Below are 15,818 nucleotides of genomic sequence, written 5' to 3'. Positions count from 1 at the left end.
ACGATCGCGTTACCTTCTCGTCAGTTGGAAAGGATTTTTTTACCACAGATGAAGACAGATGAACGCAGATAAGATTTTTATCGGCGTTTATCTGCGCTTCTGATTTCCGAGATTGGTTTTACCTGAATTGGTAAGGAAATATGGGGATATGTTTTTTTGATTTTCACCATACTTTCGATCGCTGTCGCTTTATCGCCTATTGCCATAGTAGCAGATTGGCGGGTGAGTATTTCCGCTACTATCAATGCAGCTTCCTCAGTCTTTTGCGCTTCTTTATCCAAAAAACTAAAGATGCGCTTTTTGGCAACGCGACTCCGATTTACTCGCGACAATACACTTATAAAGTATGGCATCAATTCTTGCAATCGTTCGGGATTATTAACTGAGTATGTTTCTAGATAGTTAGTGGCGAATAACTGCATATCTGTTGACGGATGTTCGCTGAATTTCAGCAGATATTCTTGTCCATTCGCTGCTTTGAAATGGCGAATGACTAAATTTCGTCCAAAACTGCGGACATCTTCACGAACACTATCGCAGAGGGTAATTAAAACGCTGGGTGTCAAGTCTTCGGCGGTGAAGAATGTACTAAATAACCTCACCCCAAATTCTCGCGAATCATCCCATTTACATTCAACTATCCTTACTGCGGATAACATTTCCTGTTCGTTTCCACGCAGGCGATTGAGGTTATGCAGAAACATTTCTCGCGCTGCTTGTCGTACAGACAAGATTTCGTTATCCGCAAGTTTGACTATCTCTATTGTCTCAAAATCATTAGCCCAATTTTCCTGATTTGCACTCAGCACATAACCAGCTAATTCCTGAGAAGCTGAAGATTTGGCTTTTAGCAATCTCAATGCTGTATCTTTGGTTACACCCGTCATCCATCCCGGCAAGTCTTCTTTCAGCAAACGCACGATCGCAGCGTGGATACCTTCCTTTGCTTCTGGTGTCATCAAAATATCGATCGTCGCTGTTGCCAATCTGGCGGCAAAGTCGGGGTAATCTGCCGAAAGTCGCCGCACGGTTGGGCGAATCGCATTACGTATATCTGCGAGTTCGTGAGTTAACATTGCTACTAGCAGCGAGGATTGACTCAACAGTGTGGGGTCGGGAAGTTGACCGAATATCCGAATACCAATTCCGCGTACAGATTCGTGGGGAGATGCTATTAAAAAATCGATTAATCCTGGCGGCAAATCTGCGGCAGGGATTTCGTGATTTAATAGAATACGAGTGCCGAATTCTTGAATTTCAACTAGAGGATGTTCCAATAAGTCGCGGATAACGGAGATTCCCAAGGTGCGTAGTTGGGGAGTAAAGCAAGTTAGGAGAGTTTCGGTTATATCTTTAGCTTTTTCGGCAATATTGTCTTGGTAAGTTGGGTTGATATCCGATTTCCTAGATAATTCTAGTAGTTCGCTGATGATTCGCGCAATAAGTAACTTTGCGACATTATCGCTGAGGGTTGAGGAACTCAGGAGTCGGCGTGCAAATTGTCTGGTGTCGGCATAGCAACTGGTGACTAAAACGGTGATAAAATTGATGTCGGAAAGGTAGCGATCGCGTCCTTCTTCAATCCACCGATAAGCTTCTGCACGCGCTTCCGCAACTATACAATTTACCACAGATGTAACCAACTCTCGCTGAGGTTCGGCAGAGTTATATAAATTCCGCGCCAATTCAAACCCAAATCGTACAGTCACATCATAAAGTTTATTCAGCAGCTTGATTACAGTATCTATCTCTAATTCAGCGCAAAACTGCGGACACGCACGCAATGCTTTAACTGCAAAATGATGAACTGGACTACAACTGCTTTCCAAAAGCAAATGCAAAAGTTCATCTGGTTGTTGTTCCCAAAGTTGCGGAAAAGCTTCTTCCCGCACATCCGGTTCTGCATCTCCCGGTTTATAGGAATCGCGACAACGCCACGCCGTTGAATTCTCCTTTAGTTCGTAGCGCGGACTATTTTCGTAAAGGATATGATTAAATGTTAAATAGCCTGCGTAACTATCCCAGTTACGTTTGGAAGAGATGCGCTTCCAGTTATTAGCGCGATCGTATCTATGAAAAGTAGTTTCTCTAACTGGTTCGGCATCCGCATTAGAATGCTGAAGTAGAACGCTTACAGCCATTTTAACATAATTGCGATCGCATAATTCACCCAACTGCCGAAGCGTGTGCCAGGTTCGCCGACGCAGATAGTTGCGAGTATTGGTACTATAAGCAATCCTTGAGTTAGGACGCTTTAGTTCTTCTTCAATTTGATTGCCAGTATGTTCATTGCGCCTTGTTTTAGGGTTATAATTATAGGCGTTCTTCATTAAGTACCCGCCGCCTTCTGGAAGCATTACATAATAACTGTTACTACGGAACCTCGCCTCTGTTTTCTCAAAGCGATAAGTAAGAATGCCAAATACTTCGGCATCTTGGCGATATTCAGCCATTTTGAAAATGTGCCGATATCGCTGAAAGGCATTTGGTAGAAACCACCCAGCGTGCAATATTTCTAAAAGTGCTGGACGAACATACTCGTTATCGATTTGATAAATAATATCGAGGACGGCAAAACGCTGGTAATCTTTACTAACCAGTGCAATAACTGGTGGTGAAGAAGATTCTAAAAAGCGATATTCTAGATATTCGCGCAAGGCGTTGGCAAATTCATCTGCCGAACCATTTCTAGCTTTTTCGCGCAACTCAGTTGGCAATTCTGCTATTTTTTCAGTACGCAATCTTGCTTTTGTCGCTTCATCGGAAAGTTTGAGTAAAGCTTCCCATGCAATGCGGCGAACAAAGTCGGGTGTAGAGGTATTTTCATATAACTGTGTGAGGGTTGGTGAAATTTCGCGATCGCCACACCAACCCAAAGACCATACAATACAGTAATCTCTCAGAGCGTCGCCAGTACCGATGAGTGGGAGAAGTAAAGGGACAGCTTCGCGAATTTTCAACTCCCCTGCACGCCAGATTGCCCGTTCTAGAGGCCATTTCGTTGTATTTTGGCTCGCAAGACGGTTTAAAATAGCCTGTCTGCGTGCGTCTGGGGAACTCTCCCGAACTGCTTTTGGTGCAGGGGTTTGACTCGCTGGCGAGGTGCTGACATCCCTATAACCTTTGTTTACCTTTTCCGCAACTAACTTGTCGAAGATTTTCTGTGCTTGGGGTAATGGGACAGCTTGTTCTGTTTTCACACCTTCTTTAAGGTTGCTACCCCGGCGTCCATAGCGAAAGTTGACCGCGTATCGGTCTTCTCCAGTTTGACACAAATCGACTTCGTACACTTTGTCTGAACTGCCTTCCTGGTAGTGGAGGGTGGTTCGTTTGATTAGTTGCATGGTAGTTACCGCCTGGAAATTGCGATCGCAAGCTTCGTTTCTTTAGTTTGCCATATTTTGAGGAAACATAGACTGTGAGATTAAGTGCAGTTTATCTATAATAATAGATTGCTCGGTCGCTTGACCTGGTAAAATCTGAATGTTAAACTTATAAGATAAGTTTAGAGTAAAGTGTGTCAAAAATTCCCACGCCAGAACAGAAAACACAATGCTTCAATTTATCTGTGTGGTTCAGCAAGCTGTATTTGCCGATCAACAACAGTTTGGAGCGACTTCTTAATAAAGTTATATTTACAATAAATTTTACCACATTATCTGCTGATTTAAATTTATGTCAGCAGGCAAAGTTTGTAAATTCCCACAAATACTCAAAAGATAATCTTGCGCTGCACTACCTCGTTTAAAAGTTGATTTTTGTAAGGCGGACATTAATAAATTCGGATTAATTAGTTTCTTAACCATTACTCCAGCAATTTGAAAATCCACTAAGTTAGGATAAACCTCTTTGAATATTGGCTCTGCCAAATCGGGATCGAACAACTCTACAAACACCAAAATTGCTTGTCTAGCATCAAATAAATAACAAACTGATAAATACTTAGAATCTGTTTCTATGTAAAAACGTTTTTTGGTTCGGTCGGATGAACTCTTCCATAAAATAGATCCCATGTTTTGTTGGCATACTACTATAATGTGAGGCTGGTTTTCTTGATATACACCTGCAACAAAACCCCGAAATAAAGCCCAAGCTTCTCTAGGGATTGTTTCTCCATCTCTGCTTGTGTAGAGTACTGAAGGGAACAGGGGTTTACTGGTAAGTTTAAGTAAGCGTTGTAATTCTGAGAACCTGGGACTTGTTTTAGGAAGATATTGTTTAACTTTACTATCATTGAGCAAAGGTTTAAACCTGTCGATATACTCTCGCTCTAACCTATCAAGTTCTGAAACCGAAGTTAGAATATATCTAATAACAATCTTGTCTAATCCTTTTCGAGAAAATTGCTTGTAACGGTGATGTATTCCTCCAGACCAACGACTTTTTAAACTTTTAGCCTGACCAATATAAAGTAATTGATCACGTTCATCAATAACAAAATAAATACCTGGATTATCAGGAAGTTGATGACGTTGGCGTAAAGTAAACTGTCCTACAAAAATTGGAAAATTAGTCATAACTATGCAGACTCTAGATGAGTCACTGGAATCTGTACAGTTTTTTCCGGTCTTTTTGCACCAGTTGCAACGGCATGAACTGTGCGAAGAATATCAGCTGAGTAGTAACGATTGCCACAACAGTCACAAACCCCAATCGTCACATCTTCAAGAATAACAAATCCATCTCGGTGTTTGAATGCTTCATGCTTGACAGTTCGGGGTTGAACTGTTCCCTCGCAGTACTCACATTTGTATCCGTACATAGAATTAACCTTCAAACTCAGTGACTTCATAAACTGTAATGATGAGATAACGTCCGCTACTAGCGAAACGTCCGACTACTCCCACAGAAGTTTGTCGATCGAGTGCCTTCCCCACTACTACATATTTTGTACCTCTGGGGTCGTCTTTCTCCACTCGGATGACCTGACCGCTTAAAACAGCCTCTTCCACATCCAGAATAGTCAACAAATCTTCTGCCATCTCTTCCATAGCATGGGCTGACATATCATATTGGCAAAGACGAATCTTTTCCCTGATGCGATCGATGTCTTGACGAGGCACTTGTGAATCTCAAACACAGTCATTGCATGATACCAAGTTTAGTATGCTGACTTCCGGGGCATCGTTGGTAGATGCCCCGGATAGAGATAAATCGCGATCGCAAGCTTCGTTTCTCTAGTTTTACACATTTTGAGGAAGCAGAGCCGCTGGGATGGGGTTTCCAGGTAGAATCCGGGGAATGGCGATCGACCTGGTAGAAGCCGAATGTTAGAATTATACCAATGAGTGTAGAGTAGAGTTTGTCAGCTGGGAGTACTATGTTGCTGACGTTGAGTGTTGGTGCTTTAATGGGGTGGATGGGTAGCGATCGCGAGAAGAAACAATGATCCAGCCAGTCATTTTAGAAAAATTAGAAGAACTCCCTGAGTCTCTTCAGACAGAAGTGCTTCATTATATAGAGTTTTTGATAGAAAAGCACGCTAACAACTCTACCCAAGAAAAGCCGACAAAGAAGCGTCGTGTTGCCGGAACGATGAAAGGAATGTTTGTTCTACCACTGCCTGATGACTTTGATGAGCCGCTTGAGGATATGAAAGAATATATGGAATGAATAGATTACTATTGGATACTCATACTTTTCTTTGGTACTTGCAAGACAGTAAAGAATTCATGCAACTGATAAAAAACGATTTCAAAATATTCAGGATTACATAACTTTTTGTGAGAGCTACCTAAAATTTATTGAGACGGGTTTGCAAGCTAGAATTGTTTCGCAGAACGAGAATCACTACCAGTTTTATCAGTATCAGAGTGATGGCTATTACAATATTACGCGCCCAATTAATACATCTTTGATGTATGAGGAATCTGTATTTGAAACTAATTCTGTTCAGTTTTTACAAGCTCTTGAACAGTTGCGCGATCGACAGTTACCTGATGATGGATTGAGGCAAGTTTTAATTTGTACTATCTACACGATTCAGCAATCTATCGGCGCTGCTCTCGATGCACTACCTTCAGGAAGATCTAATCAAGCTCGCAAAGTAAATGGGGATATTTTTGAGCGTTTAATCCGTCTCATAATTTAAGAGCTAAATATAGATTGTGTCGCTGGAACAGCACAAGTTCCAATTAAAGACGAAAACGGTAAAGTTTTGTTTCATGCCAGTTATCAACACGATTTGTTGATCAGCGAAGAAGATTGCCACACCTCTGTCTCGCAATTCTGGCTCATCTAAAAGCAATGATTCAGGATAAATAGAGCGCACGATCGTTCATACTGGATAGTAGACACCTTCGATCGTAAGAGCCATCTATGTTGCGACAAGAATTGAAAGAGCAAGTCTTCAAGCTACCACCCAGCGATCGCCTTGCACTGGTGAGCGCTATTATTGAGTCCCTACAAGACACACCAATTTCTGAGTCCGATCGTTCTGGCGCGATTAGACGAATGCGAGGCTTGTTAAAAACAGACCTGTCAGCACCGACGGATGAAGAAGTGGCTGCGATGTTAGAACAGCGCCGGGTGGAGAAGTTTCTTCAGTGAGAGTCTTAGTTGATACCAACATTGTCCTAGATTTTCTGTTGCAGCGAGAGCCGTTTTTTCAGGAGGCGGAACAGTTGTTTCAGGAGATCGATTCTGGTCGTGTCGTTGGATATGTAACAGCGACAACGCTTACAGATATTTTTTATATTTCCCGAAGACACACTCGCAGTGTCTCGCTAGCGCGGCAAGCAGTTTCAGAAACAATGACTGCTATGGTGATTTGTCCAGTTAATCGAGCAGTCTTGGAATCAGCGTTCAGATCTGGTTTAGTTGATTTTGAAGATGCTGTTCAAATTGCTTGTGCCGTTATACAAGGATTAGATGGTATTTTGACACGCGATACACAAGGATTTTTGAATTCGCCTGTACCTGTGTTGTCAATTCATGAGTTGTTGCAGCGATCGCGGGCGCAAGATAGATAGTAGTCGATCGGGACGCAGACAACTTAGACCTCGAATTCGATTACAGAAACAATGGCAACAGCGATCTCTGACATCGTAAGCTCAGATACATTACCCAGTCTGCGGATGAATCTTTGTAAATCTACACCTCTCAGTTGCAGAGTGTCAATTGCAGAAACTGGCTCTTTCGGAGTTGCTATGCTTTTGTTCACCTAAGAACATTTTTATTTCTTTTCTCCTCTCCCACTCTCCCCCTCTCCCCCTTTCCCACTCTCCCCCTCTACTCAAATAGCATAGTAAGTACGGAAGAGCCAAATTTCTCCACGTTTAGGTAGATCGGAGCTAGTAGTCAATGATGTCACCTGACATTAACTCCTTCCAATCAGAATCTTGTTGATAGTGAGCAAGCATTGTCTCGGCTTGACTTTCGAGAATACCTCTGCGTTCAGCCATTGGTAATTTTAAGAAATCTTGACGTTGTTCTAAGGAAAGATATCGATCTTCAACAGAATCAGGAGTAGGTTCTGGAACTAGAATAACTACTTCGACAGTTTCTCCCACCGAAAGGCTGGGAGATTGAATTTCAATTCTGTTTCCTGGCAAAACTTTTGCCGTTATATATAAAGTTGATTTCACGACTTCAATTTACCCCTATCGTTCGCGTAGCGTGCCGGAGATCCATTTAGATAGGTTTGCCTGTGTTCCCAGGTGGAACCTGGGAACCAGAGAAACTAGAAAACGCTATGTGGCGATCGCGCCTTGTGGCGATCGCGCTACTCCTAAACTTACGACAACCTTTAACTGGCTGCCAAACTTTCCACACTGAGAGGAACCAACTCTCCGTGGCCCGTGAGTCCCAGGAACATAGGTTCTTGTGGTCGGATAAACTGGCCTGTGAGGACGCAACGTTCTTCTCGTTCCGCTGTAGCTGGAATACTTGCCCGAATGTCAGATCTCGAAAACTGGGGTTTATAGCCACCCGATTTCTGTTGGACGTAATTCCACAGGACTTCGCGAATCAGCGCTTGATAGCCTTGGTTGCCAGCCAAGTCTTTGAGTCTATCTTTTAAGTCTCGTTCCAAGCGTATGCTGGTAACGTCCATGTCGGTGGTGGCGGTACGGGTTAAGGCGTGCATAATTTTTCTCCAGATGGGTGGACAAATCTATAATACAAGTGTAGTATTTTAAAAGTAAGATTTAAAATTTACAGCCTTCAACAATTACTCCTGTGAACAACCAACAGTCCCTTTCCAGTCAAATGCCCCCGGCCAATCGCTTCGGCGTTGGTAGAAGTGCCTCATGGCGCTTAGGCGGGGGTATTGGCGTGCATGGCCTGTTTAGGGTGATCTATGGTTTAGGAGAACAAGGAACAGAGATAAAAGACGATTTTTCGATCGGCAATCATCGGCCCAATCTAGCCGGAGATCCAATTAAACGAAGCGGGAGGTACAGACTCAGAGTAACTGTACCTATATAGGACAAGAAGACCCCAAAGCCTTCCAATCCCCGCTTCTAACCAAACAGAGGCGGGGGTTTTTGTATAAGGAGTGAAGTCGTGACGATCGCATCGCAACCTCATAGGCGTAGCCCAACTGATGTCTTAACTCAGTCGGTAGTAGTTTTTTCCAAGAACTACCTGCCAATGAGTCGAATCAATATCAAGCGTGCAATTGTTTTGCTGGTGAGTGGGAAGGCGGAACCGCTGACTCATACGGAGGAGAAAGGATGGCAAGTACGATCGCCTTCTGTGGTGTTCGACGTACCAAAACAGATCCGTCTCACTTTCTCTGGTAACGAACGACTCTGGAATGTCCCGCCGGTGAATCGGCGTGAGGTTCTGCGGCGCGATCGTTACACCTGCCAATACTGCGGTAGCACCAAAAATTTAACGCTAGATCACGTAATTCCCCGGTCAAAAGGCGGAAAACACAGTTGGGATAACGTAGTTACTGCCTGCGAGAGGTGTAATTCTCGGAAAGGCGATCGCACTCCTGTACAAGCCGGAATGCCACTCCGTACCCAACCGAAAGCACCAATGCACCCAGTTGTCACTTTTGCCGAACAGTTCTGGCGCGAACAACAGCAAGAAAATCTGGAGTAGCGGGAGATACCCGATCATGCTGAAACTCACTTACACCGAAAATAGCTTTCAATTAGAGCGTCTGGCTCAATTTGTCGAAGATTGGGTCACGGCAAGAGTGATTCTGTCGCTGCGAGCTGGTTGGCATATCTGTGTCGAACCTAGCACGGCTTCGTTTTTGCTGCCTGCCGACTTACCAGGGATCGATCGTCTGGAAGCTGAGGCGCGGCGCGAAGACTCTGAAATCATCTCTCTATGTGCTGGTGATGCAGAATATGTCGAAGTCAGCTTGCACGGAACTTGGGTTTCGGCGGGTACTGACAAAGATGAAGGTGTGTTCGTCGTCTCGATGAGCGATCGAACGGAGTTCTTCTTGTTCAAACTCTGGCAAGAAGCGCAACTTGGAGCTTCTTGCGTGAAGGAATAATAACTCAAGTTGTGGGGGTGGGCATCTTGCTTACCCCTTTCTGTTGGTTTCGCTTGGTAGCCAATCGAGAATCAGAGTATGGGATAATTCAGTAAAATGACTTATTAGCACAAATCATACTGAGCTATGGACGCTAGTGAATTGCGATCGGCCCTTGCTGGAAACATCCACGCCCTCACAATTGCTGAACGAGATTATAAAAAAGCACAAGCTGAAGCAGATAAATGGGAAAGCCTATATCAACGTACTTTAAAGGTAGGAAATGATGAATCAGCCCTTAACGAAATTCAGTTTTATAAAGAGGTATTGACTAAAAAGGCTAGTAATTTGAAAGCACTGTTAGATGAACAAAAAGAGAGGATCGCTAACCTCAGAAGGAACTTTAACGGTCATAGTGATACACTAAATAATACGCTTACTAATAGTATTAACTGTTCGCCCGAACAAAAAGCTAATCAGCTAACATACATTTCTCAGTCTATAACTAATTTATCTTACACTGATTTGGAAACTCGAATACGTAAGCTAGAACGCGATCTGGAAAATATGAAATCTCAACTATTTCAACAGCAAACAGCTATTGTGCAAATGATCGAATTAAATGCAGCAGCTTTAGAAGACGTAAGGCAAATTCTGAAGCAACCTCGTTGCCAAACAGGTCAAATGATTGATTTTCATGTGCAAAGCCAATCTGAAATACAGGAACTAGAAATTGACATTGATGATGAACTTATGAAAATGAAAGAGCAGTTATCCATATCTTCTCCAAATAGTGAGCAATCTGCTGTTTAGTCATTTTATTCGCCATCCAATTCAATTTTTGACAAAAATTTAGAAGAATTCAGAAAGCAAATGGAGCAGTTGTAGAAGATAAGTCATCAGCCGTAAAGCACTTGTTGAATTTAGTAAGATTTATGGAGTTTTAACCTACACAGAATATAGCGATAAAAATGGAAGGAATAACTAACACAATGAATAAGGAAGAGTACACAAGACTACTAGCTGAAACCTTGCCAAGAGTTATTCATACAGAAGATGAGCATAAGCGCCTCGTAAAAGAGGTGGAAAAGCTCATGGATTTAGGTGAGGAACTGACAGATGAGCAAGCCGAAGTGTTTGATTTGCTGGTAACCCTCATTGAGCAATATGAAGATAAACACTATCAACTAAAAGCTGCAACACCCCATGACATATTGAATGAATTGATGCTAGCCAAAGAGCTAAAACAAAAGGATTTGATAGAAGTTTTTGGTTATAAGGGTATCACTTCAGAGGTGATTAATGGCAAAAGAAGCATTAGTAAGAATCAAGCCAAAGCACTAGGAGAATTTTTCCACGTATCACCTGCGCTCTTTTTGTAAAAGAATTGCACTTCAGCTAAATCGCTCAAACTCTCAGTTGTTCCAAAACTAAAACTGTTAGCCCCGGTAAAGAAGGTAAACGTGCATCATTCGTCAAAAAAAACGAAGCACCCCCATTAATAGCCGTAGCCATTTGAACTGCATCTGCTGTTCGCAAATTATGAACAGCCCGCAATTGTGCAGCTGCTTGAGCTATATCAGAAGTAACTTCAATGGTACTCAAACCTTGTTGATAGAAAAGAATATCAAGATATTCCTGCGCTAACGCTGCGTTACCTTGTCGCAAAGGATAGACAAGCACTTCCGATAGAGTTAAAACAGATGTGACAACCCTAAACTCACCGCGATTCAACGCCTCAAAGAAAGCGTCTGCTATCTGCAAATAAATTGGATTTTCCTCAATATAGTAAATTAGGGGCGCACTATCTAATCCAACTATTTGCCCCTGTAGCTGAATTAACCATTCCATGAATCGCGTTCCTGATTTACATATTCTTGAGCATCAATATCTTTCCAAACTTCCTTACCCAACCCCCGCAACTCCAGAATACTACGCCTTGGTCTAGCCATAACTTGATGACGAGCTACTGATATCAAATCGTTTATCAGCTTCAGTTGCTCCTCTGGAGTGAGTTCTCTTGCTTGTTTCAAGACCTCTGTATAGTTAGACATTGACTGTCTCCTGTGATTCTCTTACCCTGAGTCTAATATACACAGAGCGAGTCGCTACCAAGGAGTGATGTTGCCAGAGCGATCGCGTTTATCTTCCCCAAAATGCGATCGCGAAACTCTCGAACAAATCCTGGAAGCTCATCCACGGTTCGTTAATATACTGAATACTAGTATAATTTATAGCTTTATTTGCCGATAAAAATACGTAAAAACCGATTGTGACAGTTGAGGTACGGAATGTGAGTTTTGGTTGGTTTGGCTGGTAGCTGGGTAAAAAATCTTCACGAATTCTTTACTTTTATATTTTACAATGTATCGAAAAGGTTAAATTTAACTTAACCAAGTCGGGAACAAGCTTTCTATCATAAGTGAAAGGCCGTTTTATGCTGAAACTCAATCCGCTTTCAAGGGCCATAGCGCTCGGAGTCACCTCATTTAGTTTGCTAAGTAGTTTTACCATACTTAGCAGTCTTAGCAATATTTCATTTAAGAATTCTTTTTTACCCCAACTGACTGGACATGGATCGGTAGCGAATGCAGCCGAGGTAAAACAGTACGTTCCTCCCAGCGATCGATCTCGACCCCAAAGAACGGAAGGTAGCGGTTCGCGAGGATGTACTAATTCTGTTCCCGTATCTTTAAACCTGCTCACACCCAACGACCATATTGCACAAACAGTCTCAGGTCGCCCGACATTCTTTTGGTATGTATCAAATGCTGCAAACGTACCGATGGAGTTTAGTTTGGTAGAGCCAGGAGCAACTCAACCGATTTTCCAACAACAACTCAAAGTTGACAAAGCTGGCATAGTGAAGGTGGAAATTCCGGCGAATGTTTCAGAACTGGCGGTAGGTAAGCAGTATCGCTGGACGGTTGCTTTACTTTGCAGCCAGAAGCGTCCTTCGGAAAATATTTATGCTCGTGCGTGGATCGAGAGGGCTTCTATCTCACCTGTATTAAATCAAAAGTTAGCTGCTGCTGGTGACGATCGCGATCGGGCCTTGGTTTATGCTCAATCGGGTATTTGGCAAGATGCAGTAGCTACCCTTTACAAGTTTCATCTTGCTAACCCAGGGGAAAGACAAGCTTTGGATATGCTGAACACACTGCTCAAGCAAGTTGGTGTGGCACAAGTAGCAGCTAATAATTGAGAAAAAGCCGACTCCTGAATAAAGTCATATTCCCTCAACCAGAGCAATTTTTAGCTGGCAAATTCGGTTGAGGGCAAGGAAAACAATTTGCGATCGCACCAATCCCATTACTTATGGCTAAGACTAAATTTTTCACCATAGTTGCCGGAACAGGCTTTCTCGCACTTCTCCTATCTGGCGGTATCTGGCACGAAGATTTCTTGACAAAATGGGGGCAATTGAGCGTTTTGAGTGCCAAAGCCTCAGCGAATAACTTTTCAGATTATGTCCCCCCAGGCGGTCGAGACCGCATCCAACGCACCGACGGAGCCGGATCGCGAGGATGTCCCACAGGCTCTTTTGGATCGCTCACATTACTAATTCCCAGCGATCACGTCGGATTGACAGCTACAGGTCGTCCCACCTTCTCCTGGTACGTCTCATCAGCGTCATCAATGCCGATGCAGTTTGCTTTAGTAGAGCCTGGAGTAGCAAAACCCTTGCTAGTTAAGCAGTTCCGCAGTGATAAAAGTGGCATTGTCCAGCTGGAATTGCCCCAAGATGCGCCGGAGTTGTCCGTCGGTAAAGTATATCGCTGGACAGTATCCCTTCTGTGCAACGATAAGCGTCCCTCCGAGAATATATATGTACGGAGTTGGATTATGCGAGTTGCCAATCCAACGCCAACAAATACCCAGATGATATCTTTAAACTCAGAACACACTTCTTCTGCACAAATACTTCGCCAAAGCGCTGCTATTTATGCACAGTCAGGCATTTGGTATGACACAATTGCCACTCTTTCTAAAGCTTATTTTGCAGACCGGAAAGATGAATTGAATTATCAGTATTTTCGCTTTCTCCTCGATCGAGTAGGTTTATCTCAAGTTCCCATCTCCGAACCACAACTTCTAGTAGCTAATGAGTAGTGGGAATTGGCAGGGATTTCTGATTGCATATTACTCCTGTCACTATTGAGAACGACCATCCCATGAATAATTACTTATATAAAGTATTTCATAATTTTTCGATTGCCTTACCGTTGCAATCCCTAACTCGGCTGAAAACGCAGTTAAAACAGCTAGTTTGGCAATGGCGAGGGGTGACGCTCGTAACCTCTGGAGTAGCAGGAGTCACCATTGGAATCAGGCTTTTGGGATGGCTCCAACCTATAGAATTAGCAGCCTTAGATCTGCGTTTTCGCCTGCGTCCACAAGAACCGCTTGACAAGCGTATCTTGATTGTCAGCGTCGAAGAATCGGATATTACTAGGCTGAAAAAATGGCCTTGTTCTGATGAAATTTTAGCACAATTGTTAGAGAAAATCAAGCAACAACAACCAAAAGCAATTGGGCTGGATTTATATCGAAACTTGCCTGTAGAAACGGGTTACAATCGCTTAGCTAAAGTCTTTAAGACAACACCTAATTTAATCGGAATTCAAAAAGCGATCGGAGATAAATATAGTTCTACGATCGCACCTCCTCCCATTCTTGCCAAATTGGGACAAGTAAGTGCTAACGATGTGGTTGTAGATTCCGATGGAGTTATCCGTCGTGCAATTTTGTTTCCCATGCCTGAAGGTAACGAAGGATTACCAAGTTTGGGATTAGCTGTAGCGATGCTTTACTTAAAAGAGCGAGGAATTACCCCTAAAGCAGACCAAAATGGCTTTCTGCAATTAGGGAAAACTATTTTTGCTCCTTTTGAGAAGAATGATGGCGGCTACGTCCGTGCAGATGCGGGAGGTTACCAGATTTTACTAAATTTTCGGGGGCCTGCCCGCACATTCCAAACCGTATCGATAATGGATGTATTAGATAACCGAGTTCCACCGGATTTGATTCGCGATCGCATAGTTTTAATTGGTGCCAAAGCAAATAGCCTGAATGATGTTTTTTACACGCCTTACAGTGCCGGTTTCAGCAGCAGTCCGGTGCGGACTTCTGGAGTTGAAATTCAAGCAAATATAGCCAGTCAAATATTGAGTTCGGTGTTAGACGATCGGCCCTTAATTCAAGTTTGGCCTAAACCAGTAGAAAACTTATGGATTTTAGTTTGGGCTGGGATAATTCCTGTCTTTGCTTGGAAATGGCGACACGACAACGGGAACTTTTTTATTGGCAAAGTTACCGCACTTGTCTTGGGGGTAGGTATCAGTATATTACCCATCAGTTACTTAAGCTTTTTAGCAGGTTGGTGGATTCCTGTTGTCTCCCCATTGCTAGCTTTACTGGCATCAACGATAGCAATTGGATGTGACATTTATGTCAGCAAATTGCAAGAAATGAATGCCATTTTAGAGCAAACAGTAAAAAATCTGGAACAAGCTTTAGAGGAATTACAGCGATCGCAATTGCAATTAGTTAATAGTGAAAAAATGTCAGCCCTCGGTCAATTAGTATCGGGAGTTGCTCACGAAATCAATAACCCGATCGGTTTTGTTTCTGGCAATCTCACCCATATGCAAGAGTATGTCCAAGATTTGAGCGAGCATTTAAAACTATATCAAGAAAAATTTCCCAATCCCGGCGCAGAAATCGAAGAAAATGCTACCGAAATAGAGCTTGAATATACGTTAGAAGATCTTCCCAATCTAGTTAAATCAACCCAGGTTGGTATGAACCGAATCAAGGAAATCAGCGTATCGCTACGGACTTTCTCCCGTAGCGATACAGCTAATAAGGTAGCGTGCAACATCCATGACGGGATTGATAGTACCTTGATGATTTTAAAACACCGTCTGAAGCCTAATAGTAACGGCTCCGAAATTAAAGTTATTAAAGAATATGGCGAACTGCCTGCGGTAAGTTGTTACTTAGGTCAATTAAATCAGGTAATAATGAACTTATTGAGTAATGCGATTGATGCCTTTGATGAACTAAGCCAAGGACGATCTTTAGATGAAATTAAAGCCAATCCCAATATGATTACAATTAAGACAGAAATGTGCGAAGATAATTCTATGGTAGCCATCCGAATCAAGGATAATGGCCCTGGCATACCGGAAAGCGTGCAGCAAAAAGTATTTGAGCAATTATTTACAACTAAAGGAGTAGGCAAAGGCACGGGTTTGGGTTTATCAATCAGTCGCCAAATTGTGGAAGAAACCCACAAAGGCAAATTGAGTTGTATCTCTGCCCCTGGAAAAGGAGCAGAGTTTATAATTCAAATACCAATTTAAAATTAGGGAGTACG

Annotated in this window: 19 protein-coding genes; 11 read left to right on the top strand and 8 right to left on the bottom strand. The window is 42.8% G+C overall.

Annotation, left to right across the window (positions count from 1 at the left end; translation table 11 throughout):
• Window positions 1-77: 77 nt before the first annotated feature.
• The 4 genes from LAY57_RS21290 to LAY57_RS21275 form a co-directional block, all read right to left on the bottom strand.
• A complete protein-coding gene (locus LAY57_RS21290; protein WP_249068854.1) occupies window positions 78-3,344 on the bottom strand; it encodes a WGR domain-containing protein in 3,267 nt (1,088 codons plus the stop codon).
• 303 nt (window positions 3,345-3,647) lie between these two features.
• Complete coding sequence (locus LAY57_RS21285; RefSeq protein WP_249068853.1) at window positions 3,648-4,517, bottom strand: GIY-YIG nuclease family protein; 870 nt, start codon at window positions 4,515-4,517, stop codon at window positions 3,648-3,650.
• 2 nt (window positions 4,518-4,519) lie between these two features.
• The gene (locus LAY57_RS21280; RefSeq protein ID WP_249068852.1) at window positions 4,520-4,762 is read right to left on the bottom strand and encodes a YgiT-type zinc finger protein; all 243 of its coding nucleotides are present in this window, start codon (window positions 4,760-4,762) and stop codon (window positions 4,520-4,522) included.
• 4 nt (window positions 4,763-4,766) lie between these two features.
• Entirely contained in the window at window positions 4,767-5,063 is a 297-nt protein-coding gene (locus LAY57_RS21275; protein WP_249068851.1) for a DUF4258 domain-containing protein, read from the bottom strand.
• Window positions 5,064-5,385: 322 nt separating this feature from the next.
• Between LAY57_RS21275 and vapB the strand changes: the two genes are divergently transcribed.
• From vapB to LAY57_RS21255, 4 genes are all read left to right on the top strand, one after another.
• Window positions 5,386-5,613 carry a type II toxin-antitoxin system VapB family antitoxin gene (gene vapB / locus LAY57_RS21270; RefSeq protein ID WP_249068850.1) on the top strand — a complete coding sequence of 76 codons (228 nt, stop codon included), beginning with the start codon at window positions 5,386-5,388 and terminating at the stop codon, window positions 5,611-5,613.
• A gap of 142 nt (window positions 5,614-5,755) precedes the next feature.
• Window positions 5,756-6,091: a hypothetical protein gene (locus LAY57_RS21265; protein ID WP_249068849.1), complete on the top strand. Its 336-nt coding sequence runs from the start codon at window positions 5,756-5,758 to the stop codon at window positions 6,089-6,091.
• Between the two features lie 227 nt (window positions 6,092-6,318).
• Entirely contained in the window at window positions 6,319-6,549 is a 231-nt protein-coding gene (locus LAY57_RS21260; RefSeq protein ID WP_249068848.1) for a hypothetical protein, read from the top strand.
• Window positions 6,546-6,971 carry a type II toxin-antitoxin system VapC family toxin gene (locus tag LAY57_RS21255; RefSeq protein WP_249068847.1) on the top strand — a complete coding sequence of 142 codons (426 nt, stop codon included), beginning with the start codon at window positions 6,546-6,548 and terminating at the stop codon, window positions 6,969-6,971. The genes LAY57_RS21260 and LAY57_RS21255 overlap by 4 nt, the downstream gene beginning before the upstream one ends.
• A gap of 321 nt (window positions 6,972-7,292) precedes the next feature.
• Here LAY57_RS21255 and LAY57_RS21250 read toward each other — a convergent pair whose 3' ends face one another.
• Together LAY57_RS21250 and LAY57_RS21245 are read right to left on the bottom strand one after the other, a co-directional pair.
• Entirely contained in the window at window positions 7,293-7,586 is a 294-nt protein-coding gene (locus LAY57_RS21250; RefSeq protein WP_249068846.1) for a hypothetical protein, read from the bottom strand.
• Window positions 7,587-7,747: 161 nt separating this feature from the next.
• Window positions 7,748-8,086 carry a hypothetical protein gene (locus LAY57_RS21245; RefSeq protein ID WP_249068845.1) on the bottom strand — a complete coding sequence of 113 codons (339 nt, stop codon included), beginning with the start codon at window positions 8,084-8,086 and terminating at the stop codon, window positions 7,748-7,750.
• Window positions 8,087-8,505: 419 nt separating this feature from the next.
• Between LAY57_RS21245 and LAY57_RS21240 the strand changes: the two genes are divergently transcribed.
• The 4 genes from LAY57_RS21240 (at window position 8,506) to LAY57_RS21225 (ending at window position 10,818) form a co-directional block, all read left to right on the top strand.
• Window positions 8,506-9,051 carry an HNH endonuclease gene (locus LAY57_RS21240; protein ID WP_522729854.1) on the top strand — a complete coding sequence of 182 codons (546 nt, stop codon included), beginning with the start codon at window positions 8,506-8,508 and terminating at the stop codon, window positions 9,049-9,051.
• A gap of 16 nt (window positions 9,052-9,067) precedes the next feature.
• On the top strand, window positions 9,068-9,457 hold the full coding sequence (locus tag LAY57_RS21235; RefSeq protein WP_249068844.1) for an alr0857 family protein: 390 nt from the start codon (window positions 9,068-9,070) through the stop codon (window positions 9,455-9,457).
• A gap of 126 nt (window positions 9,458-9,583) precedes the next feature.
• Window positions 9,584-10,249 (top strand): PspA/IM30 family protein, encoded by a 666-nt coding sequence (locus LAY57_RS21230; protein ID WP_249068843.1) that lies wholly within the window; start codon window positions 9,584-9,586, stop codon window positions 10,247-10,249.
• 179 nt (window positions 10,250-10,428) lie between these two features.
• On the top strand, window positions 10,429-10,818 hold the full coding sequence (locus LAY57_RS21225; protein ID WP_249068842.1) for a helix-turn-helix domain-containing protein: 390 nt from the start codon (window positions 10,429-10,431) through the stop codon (window positions 10,816-10,818).
• Between the two features lie 25 nt (window positions 10,819-10,843).
• Here LAY57_RS21225 and LAY57_RS21220 read toward each other — a convergent pair whose 3' ends face one another.
• A complete protein-coding gene (locus tag LAY57_RS21220) occupies window positions 10,844-11,287 on the bottom strand; it encodes a type II toxin-antitoxin system VapC family toxin (protein WP_249068841.1) in 444 nt (147 codons plus the stop codon).
• Entirely contained in the window at window positions 11,275-11,490 is a 216-nt protein-coding gene (locus LAY57_RS21215) for a hypothetical protein (RefSeq protein WP_249068840.1), read from the bottom strand. The genes LAY57_RS21220 and LAY57_RS21215 overlap by 13 nt, the downstream gene beginning before the upstream one ends.
• A gap of 383 nt (window positions 11,491-11,873) precedes the next feature.
• Between LAY57_RS21215 and LAY57_RS21210 the strand changes: the two genes are divergently transcribed.
• The 3 genes from LAY57_RS21210 to LAY57_RS21200 all read left to right on the top strand — a co-directional run bounded on the left by LAY57_RS21210 (window position 11,874) and on the right by LAY57_RS21200 (window position 15,804).
• Entirely contained in the window at window positions 11,874-12,641 is a 768-nt protein-coding gene (locus LAY57_RS21210) for a DUF928 domain-containing protein (RefSeq protein ID WP_249068839.1), read from the top strand.
• 113 nt (window positions 12,642-12,754) lie between these two features.
• Entirely contained in the window at window positions 12,755-13,549 is a 795-nt protein-coding gene (locus LAY57_RS21205) for a DUF928 domain-containing protein (RefSeq protein WP_249068838.1), read from the top strand.
• A gap of 62 nt (window positions 13,550-13,611) precedes the next feature.
• Window positions 13,612-15,804: a CHASE2 domain-containing protein gene (locus tag LAY57_RS21200; protein ID WP_249068837.1), complete on the top strand. Its 2,193-nt coding sequence runs from the start codon at window positions 13,612-13,614 to the stop codon at window positions 15,802-15,804.
• The last annotated feature ends 14 nt before the right edge of the window (window positions 15,805-15,818 follow it).

The sequence above is a fragment of the Argonema antarcticum A004/B2 genome, from assembly GCF_023333585.1.
GTDB classification, from domain to species: Bacteria; Cyanobacteriota; Cyanobacteriia; order Cyanobacteriales; family Aerosakkonemataceae; genus Argonema; species Argonema antarcticum.
This window is presented reverse-complemented; position numbering and strand designations above follow the sequence as displayed.

Bases quoted from the DNA above. Each gene is read 5' to 3' on its own strand.
- LAY57_RS21290 (WP_249068854.1), bottom strand. From the start codon at position 3,344: ATGCAACTAATCAAACGAACCACCCTCCACTACCAGGAAGGCAGTTCA.
- LAY57_RS21285 (WP_249068853.1), bottom strand. From the start codon at position 4,517: ATGACTAATTTTCCAATTTTTGTAGGACAGTTTACTTTACGCCAACGT.
- LAY57_RS21280 (WP_249068852.1), bottom strand. From the start codon at position 4,762: ATGTACGGATACAAATGTGAGTACTGCGAGGGAACAGTTCAACCCCGA.
- vapB (WP_249068850.1), top strand. From the start codon at position 5,386: ATGATCCAGCCAGTCATTTTAGAAAAATTAGAAGAACTCCCTGAGTCT.
- LAY57_RS21260 (WP_249068848.1), top strand. From the start codon at position 6,319: ATGTTGCGACAAGAATTGAAAGAGCAAGTCTTCAAGCTACCACCCAGC.
- LAY57_RS21245 (WP_249068845.1), bottom strand. From the start codon at position 8,086: ATGCACGCCTTAACCCGTACCGCCACCACCGACATGGACGTTACCAGC.
- LAY57_RS21235 (WP_249068844.1), top strand. From the start codon at position 9,068: ATGCTGAAACTCACTTACACCGAAAATAGCTTTCAATTAGAGCGTCTG.
- LAY57_RS21230 (WP_249068843.1), top strand. From the start codon at position 9,584: ATGGACGCTAGTGAATTGCGATCGGCCCTTGCTGGAAACATCCACGCC.
- LAY57_RS21225 (WP_249068842.1), top strand. From the start codon at position 10,429: ATGAATAAGGAAGAGTACACAAGACTACTAGCTGAAACCTTGCCAAGA.
- LAY57_RS21220 (WP_249068841.1), bottom strand. From the start codon at position 11,287: ATGGAATGGTTAATTCAGCTACAGGGGCAAATAGTTGGATTAGATAGT.
- LAY57_RS21215 (WP_249068840.1), bottom strand. From the start codon at position 11,490: ATGTCTAACTATACAGAGGTCTTGAAACAAGCAAGAGAACTCACTCCA.
- LAY57_RS21210 (WP_249068839.1), top strand. From the start codon at position 11,874: ATGCTGAAACTCAATCCGCTTTCAAGGGCCATAGCGCTCGGAGTCACC.
- LAY57_RS21205 (WP_249068838.1), top strand. From the start codon at position 12,755: ATGGCTAAGACTAAATTTTTCACCATAGTTGCCGGAACAGGCTTTCTC.
- LAY57_RS21200 (WP_249068837.1), top strand. From the start codon at position 13,612: ATGAATAATTACTTATATAAAGTATTTCATAATTTTTCGATTGCCTTA.